Annotated in this window: 8 protein-coding genes; 4 read left to right on the top strand and 4 right to left on the bottom strand. The window is 41.5% G+C overall.

Annotation, left to right across the window (positions count from 1 at the left end):
• Positions 1-27: 27 nt before the first annotated feature.
• Complete coding sequence (locus AB6E52_RS22410; protein ID WP_372189980.1) at positions 28-354, bottom strand: hypothetical protein; 327 nt, start codon at positions 352-354, stop codon at positions 28-30.
• 444 nt (positions 355-798) lie between these two features.
• On the opposite strand from AB6E52_RS22410, the gene AB6E52_RS22405 reads away from it, so the two are divergent.
• Both AB6E52_RS22405 and AB6E52_RS22400 read left to right on the top strand, forming a co-directional pair.
• Positions 799-1338, top strand: coding sequence for a YaeQ family protein (locus tag AB6E52_RS22405; RefSeq protein WP_017061727.1), 540 nt, complete (start codon positions 799-801; stop codon positions 1336-1338).
• The gene (locus AB6E52_RS22400; protein WP_241910572.1) at positions 1331-1984 is read left to right on the top strand and encodes a hypothetical protein; all 654 of its coding nucleotides are present in this window, start codon (positions 1331-1333) and stop codon (positions 1982-1984) included. The genes AB6E52_RS22405 and AB6E52_RS22400 overlap by 8 nt, the downstream gene beginning before the upstream one ends.
• Positions 1985-2286: 302 nt before the next feature.
• Here AB6E52_RS22400 and folE read toward each other — a convergent pair whose 3' ends face one another.
• Positions 2287-2940, bottom strand: coding sequence for a GTP cyclohydrolase I FolE (gene folE / locus AB6E52_RS22395; protein WP_017061725.1), 654 nt, complete (start codon positions 2938-2940; stop codon positions 2287-2289).
• A gap of 215 nt (positions 2941-3155) precedes the next feature.
• On the opposite strand from folE, the gene moeA reads away from it, so the two are divergent.
• Both moeA and moeB read left to right on the top strand, forming a co-directional pair.
• On the top strand, positions 3156-4391 hold the full coding sequence (moeA, locus tag AB6E52_RS22390) for a molybdopterin molybdotransferase MoeA (RefSeq protein ID WP_102319856.1): 1236 nt from the start codon (positions 3156-3158) through the stop codon (positions 4389-4391).
• A gap of 12 nt (positions 4392-4403) precedes the next feature.
• On the top strand, positions 4404-5156 hold the full coding sequence (gene moeB / locus AB6E52_RS22385; RefSeq protein ID WP_102319857.1) for a molybdopterin-synthase adenylyltransferase MoeB: 753 nt from the start codon (positions 4404-4406) through the stop codon (positions 5154-5156).
• A 54-nt stretch (positions 5157-5210) separates the two neighbouring features.
• Here the strand turns inward: moeB and AB6E52_RS22380 are convergent, their stop codons facing one another.
• Both AB6E52_RS22380 and AB6E52_RS22375 read right to left on the bottom strand, forming a co-directional pair.
• Positions 5211-6413, bottom strand: a complete 1203-nt coding sequence (locus tag AB6E52_RS22380; protein ID WP_102319858.1) for an EAL domain-containing protein — start codon at positions 6411-6413, stop codon at positions 5211-5213.
• On the bottom strand, positions 6406-7266 hold the full coding sequence (locus AB6E52_RS22375) for a helix-turn-helix transcriptional regulator (RefSeq protein WP_102319859.1): 861 nt from the start codon (positions 7264-7266) through the stop codon (positions 6406-6408). Before AB6E52_RS22375 ends, AB6E52_RS22380 begins: the two co-directional genes overlap by 8 nt.
• Between the last annotated feature and the right edge of the window lie 294 nt (positions 7267-7560).

The raw sequence follows: 7560 nt of genomic DNA, 5'->3' as shown, positions 1-7560 counted from the left end.
TAGATGATCTGATCGTAGCTTTAAGCATTAGTTCCCTGATTTAGGAAACAAAGCCTCTCGAAAGTCGAAACCAAGTATTAATGAACCGGTGAAATCTGTTCCGTCTAAATCTTTTTGTAGTAAAGGATTTATTTGGCCTGAATCATTAGATGAGCCAGAGTCAAAGAAATAACCCCCACTATAATCTAATGCAGATGTAGACGAAGCTTTATTGTTTGCTACCCCTAATGCTACACCAGTGTAAAAGCCTTCCCAAACTTGAGGTATTGCCTCTTTATCCGTAGCCAATACCTCAGAGCTAACTAAGGAACCTGCAACCACCAATGGCAATAGACCTTTCTTATTAATACCCATTCGATAAATCTCCATTTTCTATCTCGGTTGGTATTTTTAGGGTTATGATTAAAATCAATTTATAAAACCCTGACAATTTCACTTTATTATGCATCTTATTGCATTTTTTGTTTTTTCGTACAGCCGGAAATAGCTTGTAGCTTGCGTGTTAGGAATGATTTACGAGAAAAGTAGGCATTGTGTCGCCATTCAACTTCGAGAAAGCAATCGTTTAAGATGATTTGAAAGATTTAATCTATGAAGTGCAGTTTACTATCATGTGATCTCTCTTTTTTGTTAACTCGCCATAAGTGCTTAAATAGTTGAGGTGTACCGAAACCTTATCTTGCTAGCTAACTGCTCTACTTCGTTTATACTAGGCTCAACTTATCTATAGGCTGTGATTTCAAAAAACTCATTGGTACACCTATAGTACACCTCATTCGATTGGAACCCTTACATCACATGGCTCTAAAACCCACAATCTACAAGTTTCGTATCTCTTTAACCGATATGAATCGCGACTATTACGACTCTTTCAATCTAACGGTTGCACAACACCCTTCTGAAACAGAACAGCGAATGATGGCTCGAATCATGGCTTTCTGTATCAATGCATCTCCTGAACTTGAGTTCACTAAAGGATTGTCTAGCATTGAAGAACCCGATTTATGGCAGAAGTCGTTAGACGATCAAATCCTAGAATGGGTCGATGTGGGCGAACCCGATCCAGAGCGTGTTAAGAAGGCAACTCGCCTATCTAAATCAGTACGCGTATTCAGCTTCAACACTAAATCAAACGTTTGGTGGGAGCAGAACAAAGGTAAATTCGGCTACCTAAAAGCTCAGATCGTTCGTCTAGACAACGATGGTATTGAGCAGCTAGCAGCCATGACACAACGTACGATGGATCTTTCAGTCATGCTGACGGGTAACTCTGCTTTCATTAACAGCGATACTCAATCGGCAGAAGTAACGTGGGAAGAGCTACAGAGTAATGACTGAGCGTCCAACCCCGAATAATTCGCAAACAGCAGCTAGCCAGCTAGAAGAAGCCAAGCAACAAGCCGACGCGCAGCAAGAAATCAAAGCTAAACAACAAGCTAGAACCAAGCTTCACCAGTGTTTAAAAGAAGCAGGTTTAGGTTCAGTCAAAGCGCTCTCGACAGGCTACGAGAAAGAGCTGTCGTCATTTATTGATGAAAACCACGCTCTGTTCAAACACGCTTGCGAGAACAAGCCTGACAACTCTGCACGTCAGACGTTGCTTGGCCTGTTAACCAAGGTACATATCGATGCAAGCTATCGCTTTGAAAGCTATAAAGAAGCGAATGAGACGATGCAAAATGTATTCGATAATACTGTGGGCACTGAGCACAGTGACAAGTTTCAAAACTCTAACGCTCAACAGTTAAAACTAGTCACGCATTTGTGGTTGTTCATTCAAGGACGACTAGGAATGGATTACAGCCTAGCCAATGATCACGCAGCTGTAGCCGCTACGCTATTGTCTCGTATATCGAGAAGCAGTGATGATGAGATTCGCGTAGAGTTCATGGCCAGTTTTTACGATGGTTTGAACATCTATCAAGCCGAGAACAAGCCATCAGGTATTGTTCACCACTTAAAGCGTTTGTTTAACCTTTCTTAAGCACTCCCACCAGCGACTGATTCTAGTTACGCTCTATATGCTTTCAACAAACGTTAAGATATAGAGCGTGCTTTTTCTGCTTGGCCGCAACAGATTCCCTATTACGTTCATTCCTCACTTTAGGGAATGGCGAAAGTGAATAAGTCGCTCATTCTTCACTTTAGGGAATAACAGCATTCTCAGCCATTACAGTTGACTTCATTGCAGGCGTAAAAAAGCCCCGCATAAAGCGAGGCTTAGAATATTTTCAACGAACTTCAATTTACAAAGGCTAAATCACGTGCATCCAATAACGAAAAGTATTAACGCAGGCCGTGTAAGAATTCGTGGCGCGTTGCTGGGTTTGATCTGAAGATACCGCCCAGAGCTGTTGTTGTCGTTTCGCTAGTCGCGTCCATTACACCGCGTGATTTCACGCAGTAGTGAACCGCATCCATGGTTACAGCAACGTCATCAGTTTCGAGTAGCGTTTGCAGTGCAACAAGGATCTGCTGCGTCATACGCTCTTGAACTTGTGGGCGCTGAGCAAAGAATCGAACAATACGGTTAATCTTTGAAAGGCCGATGATTTTCCCACGAGGGATATAAGCGACCGCAGTCTTACCATCAATCGTCACTAAGTGGTGCTCACAAGTACTGGTCACGGTAATGTCTTTTACTCGTACCATCTCACGAACGCCCATCTTGTTTTCGATTACCGTAATTTTAGGGAAATTGGCGTAATCCAAACCAGAGAAAATTTCATCCACGTACATTTTAGCAATACGTTGCGGTGTTTCTTCCAGACTATCGTCCGTAAGATCAAGTTCAAGGAGAGTGAGAATCTCACGCATATGGTGTTCGATTCGTTCCTTTTTCTCTTCTCGGCTAACCTGGTTTGGACTCATTGGTGTCTCTAAACCACGGCTTGCTAGCGCATCTTTAACCAACTTCGCTGATTCGCTAAGACCTGACATTGAACTTCCTCTTTTATTACCCCTTCTGGATGGCAAACAAGGATACTCGGAATTTTGAATAAATACACCCATATTTTAAGGGAGGTCATTATTTACGGGGCTTAAACTGTGCTAGAGTGGCTAGAATTTCGTTGGCGAACCAGGTGTTCTGATCATTATTTAACCACCATTGCCAACCACAAAATCAAAACAATAACGATCAAAGGATTTCAATTATGGGCTGTTGCGACGCTCCGGGCTTGATGCCAATTGAAGAAGCACTAGATAAGCTGCTATCGCCAATTCAACCTATTCGAACGACCTTATCACTGCCATTGGCAGAAGCATTGGGTTACGTACTTGCTGAAGATATTCTATCCCCTATTTTCGTACCTCCTTTTGATAACTCAGCAATGGACGGCTATGCACTGCGCTTAGCAGACCTAGAGAACGGTAAAGTGCTGCCTTTAGCGGGCAAGTCCTTTGCAGGTCAACCATTTGAAGGTGAATGGCCTGCAAACACCTGTATTCGCATTATGACTGGCGCAAAGATCCCGGAAGGTTGTGACGCCGTAATCATGCAAGAAAACACGGCTGAAACTGACGCTGGCATTGAGATTCAACAAGACGACATCAAGCTAAACAATAACATTCGCCCTACTGGTGACGACATCAAACAAGGCGATATCGTTCTTAGCCGTGGCGAACGTTTAACACCTCGTGACATTCCAATGATTGCTTCGCTCGGTGTGAGTCATGTAACTGTGGCACACAAACCTAAAGTCGCTTTCTTCTCTACTGGCGATGAGCTCAAGCCATTAGGTCAGCCTCTTGAAGATGGTCAGATCTACGACAGCAACCGCTACGGTATCAAACCACTGATTGAAGCGTTTGGTTGCGAAGCAATTGACCTAGGTATTATTCCTGATTGCCCTGCAACGCTTAAAGAAACCTTTGTAAAAGCACAAGAACTAGCAGACGTAGTTGTCACCTCTGGTGGCGTAAGTGTCGGCGAAGCTGATTACACCAAAGACATTCTTGAAGAGCTTGGCGAAATCGGCTTTTGGAAACTAGCAATCAAACCAGGTAAACCATTCGCATTTGGTGAGCTAGACAACGCTTGGTTCTGTGGCCTACCGGGTAACCCAGTGTCTGCAATGATGACCATGTACGTGTTAGTTCAACCTATGCTGGCTAAACTTGCCGGTCACACTGCGTGGACAGCACCAGAATCGATTCCTGCTATCACTAAATCTGCATTCAAAAAAGGCCCAGGCCGTACTGATTATCAACGTGGTATTTACTCGATTGAAAACGGTCAGTTTGTAGTAGAAACAACAGGTAACCAAAGCTCTGGCGCTTTCCGCTCAATGAGCTTAGCAAACTGCTTTGTGGTACTAGAGCGCGAACGTGGCCGTGTTGAAGTCGGTGAAACGGTTCAGATTCAACTGTTTAACTCCACGCTTTACTAACGAGGCTTGCTGATGGAAATACTGTCTGACGCAGAGATGCTTCGTTACAATCGCCAGATCATTCTCAAACAGTTTGATTTTGAAGGTCAAGAAGCGCTGAAACAGAGTTCAATCTTAGTGTTAGGTGCGGGTGGTTTAGGCTGTGCCTCTGCTCAATACCTTGCGACTGCGGGCATTGGTAAGCTAATGCTGATCGACGACGATGTTGTCGAGCTTTCAAATTTGCAGCGACAAGTACTTCACACCGATACTGATATTGGTAAGAAGAAAGTCGTTTCAGCCGCTGAATCATTACAGGTGTTAAACCCACACCTTAGAGTTGAAACGGTCGACCACAGACTTGATGACGAGGCACTAGCAAAGCTCATTGAAGCGCATTCGTTAGTACTTGATGCCAGCGACAACGTTGAAACGCGCAATCAACTTAACCGTTTGTGTTACGCCTCAAAAACGCCACTTGTATCGGGCGCTGCGATTCGCATGGAAGGTCAGATTAGTGTCTTCACTTATCAAGATGCTGACGCACCCTGTTACCAGTGTTTAAGCGCTCTATTTGGCAACGCTGCTCTAAGCTGTGTTGAAGCCGGTGTGATGGCACCTGTTGTTGGCATGGTAGGCGCGGCTCAGGCTTTGGAAGCTATCAAGGTTATTGCCAAGTTTGGACAACCAAAGCAAGGCAAACTTTTGATTCTCGATGCCATGTCTCACAGCTGGCGTGAAATGAATTTAATAAAGATGCCTAATTGTTCGGTGTGTGGTAAGTAATAAAAAGAGCCAAAGCCCATTGAGTTGGCTTTGGCTCGTTACCCTAATACGTTGTTAATGATTAGAAGTATATTCAGAAGCGACGTAATCTAGCTCCTTTTGCTCTGCGAGCATCTCAACTACAATTTCAGGTAGTGATGGAACCCCATGAAGAAAACCTTGTTGGTTAAAGCCGCCTAGAGCTTCCAGAAATGCACAGGTGTCTTTATTTTCAACACCCTCATAGATAATACGTGCGTTTTTTACCGAAACGAGCTTCTTAACTTCATTGATTTTTTGCATGTAATCAATGTTATGGCAAAGTCCCCATGTAATGGTTTTATCTATTTTTATCTCACTAATAGGCAGTTTGACAATACGTTCAATATTCGATGCTTCCATCCCAAAGTCATCTATAGAGATCTCAAAACCATTCAACCTTAGCCGTAAAATATTTGCCAACAATTCTTTTTCAATATTGCCTGAAAGCCCCTTTTCAGTCAGCTCTACAACGATAGTATGCTCAATACCTTGCTTATAGATCTCGAGTAGATTATCGACAACAGATTCATCAGTCAGTAAATTAGGATCGATATTAATTGAGAACCTCAACGATTTATCAAGTTCACTGAAGTGGAGATGATAATCCTGAATGAATTTATTTATCACGATATTGGTAAAAACCTTTTGCTTTCCTAGCTCTTCAATTACTGGCAAAAAATAGCTCGGTGGAAGTAAGGTCCCGTTTTCATCAGACCATCGTGACAACACTTCAAACCCCGAAATAACATTTATATCCGAAACAACTTGCGGCTGATAAACCAGATTGATGGGAAAATCGTCATCGATGATTGTTGCACGGTTACCAAAGCCAAGCTCGCTTTTGGTTATGGTTTCAACTTCAAGTGCTTTATCAACCAACTCACTTATTTGGTTAGCCCAAATAGGCTTTTCTAGTGAAGCGACAACATTTAACTCATAGAGCTTTCCAAGCATACTCACCGAGCTAACAATGGATTTATCCAAACCTGAAATAATGATTATTTTAGACTCAACATTTTGTTGCGACATCATACTCAAGAGTTCAAATCCATCGCCATTGGGCATCATGATGTCCATAATCACCAAATCAAATGATGCGTTTTGCATTTTGCTCATTGCATCGAACGCATTTTCTGCAAACTGTACAGATGTTTTTTTATTAGATAAAGAGACCGCATTTTTAATGACCTCTCTCGATAGTTCAACATCGTCAACAATCAATACTGTGTTATTCATTCTCTTCACCTTTATAGTTTGCAATAATATCCATCCAAGTGCGTTGTGATTTCATTTTCTTTGAATCCAAGTTCATGACCTTCATTGATCTATCGTTACTTCTTACACTTCGATACTCGCAGCCCAATGAAAAAAACAGATCAAAAATCCTTTTGCTTTTCAGTAGTATATAAAGCTCTTTATCTGGATTTAAGCTTTGTAGATACTTGTACGCCTCTCTGCCCATTGTGTCTGTAAATGACGAATAATGAGTGCAGTTAAAAGTAACAACTAAATGTGCTCTATCTTCTTTAGATACTAAGACTTGCTCCAAAAAATCTGCTGCAAGATTATAGTTAGCACTTAATAAGTGTCCGATTAATTGCCCATTAACCGTGACGAGCGTTAACTCTCCAGAATATTGATTTATTATTTTTTCAATAATTACCTTTCTACTCATACCTAAATCTTCTAAATTACTGAGCATAACGTTATCCTCATATTCAAAGATGACATCAATTAACTTGGTAATCTTCCCAAGAAGGAATGAATTATTTGAGTTAATCACCGTAACTTCTGTTTGGACGTGCATGTTCATATCAATATAACCGTTATTATTAAATTTATTCGTTAACCCTGTGAGAACTGTTTGTGAGTCGTTTGCCTCCCAAACATCAAATATGTTGACTCCAATAAGGTCCAGTAACTCGTTTTGACGTTTTAAGTGGGGAGTTGTTACTCCTCTTTCCCAACGGCTTAGTGTCACAACGTCCAGGTTGTTAAAGTTAGAGTTACTTCTTTGAATCGCATCAACAAAATTAGTTTGAGACAAACCATTATTAACACGAAACGTACGTATAATATTTCCAAACATAGCTTTATTTTCTTATTCGTTATTGTGATTTAGCTTATTTTTAATTAAATACGAACAAAAGCTAAGGGCAAGCTGTGATTGAATAATTTGAAAATGCCCAGCTACTCTCAACACTTATTGGATGATAGTTATTTTCATAACAGTTTGGGCATTATCTTGATGACAATGCCCATAACTCTCAGAAAAACAGATGAAAATAATACATGAAGATCCGAAGATGGCTTACCCTCAGGTTATAGGCAGGGCGGGAGCATACTTTGATGGATTTATAACCCAAAGAAGACTCTAGCCCGA

It is taken from the genome of Vibrio sp. 10N.247.311.13 (assembly GCF_041467595.1).
In the GTDB taxonomy this organism is placed as follows: Bacteria; Pseudomonadota; Gammaproteobacteria; order Enterobacterales; family Vibrionaceae; genus Vibrio; species Vibrio crassostreae_C.
This window is presented reverse-complemented; position numbering and strand designations above follow the sequence as displayed.

What these genes read in the sequence shown, in the direction of transcription:
- AB6E52_RS22410 (WP_372189980.1), bottom strand. Translation starts at nt 354, where the DNA reads ATGGGTATTAATAAGAAAGGTCTATTGCCATTGGTGGTTGCAGGTTCC.
- AB6E52_RS22405 (WP_017061727.1), top strand. Translation starts at nt 799, where the DNA reads ATGGCTCTAAAACCCACAATCTACAAGTTTCGTATCTCTTTAACCGAT.
- AB6E52_RS22400 (WP_241910572.1), top strand. Translation starts at nt 1,331, where the DNA reads ATGACTGAGCGTCCAACCCCGAATAATTCGCAAACAGCAGCTAGCCAG.
- folE (WP_017061725.1), bottom strand. Translation starts at nt 2,940, where the DNA reads ATGTCAGGTCTTAGCGAATCAGCGAAGTTGGTTAAAGATGCGCTAGCA.
- moeA (WP_102319856.1), top strand. Translation starts at nt 3,156, where the DNA reads ATGGGCTGTTGCGACGCTCCGGGCTTGATGCCAATTGAAGAAGCACTA.
- moeB (WP_102319857.1), top strand. Translation starts at nt 4,404, where the DNA reads ATGGAAATACTGTCTGACGCAGAGATGCTTCGTTACAATCGCCAGATC.
- AB6E52_RS22380 (WP_102319858.1), bottom strand. Translation starts at nt 6,413, where the DNA reads ATGAATAACACAGTATTGATTGTTGACGATGTTGAACTATCGAGAGAG.
- AB6E52_RS22375 (WP_102319859.1), bottom strand. Translation starts at nt 7,266, where the DNA reads ATGTTTGGAAATATTATACGTACGTTTCGTGTTAATAATGGTTTGTCT.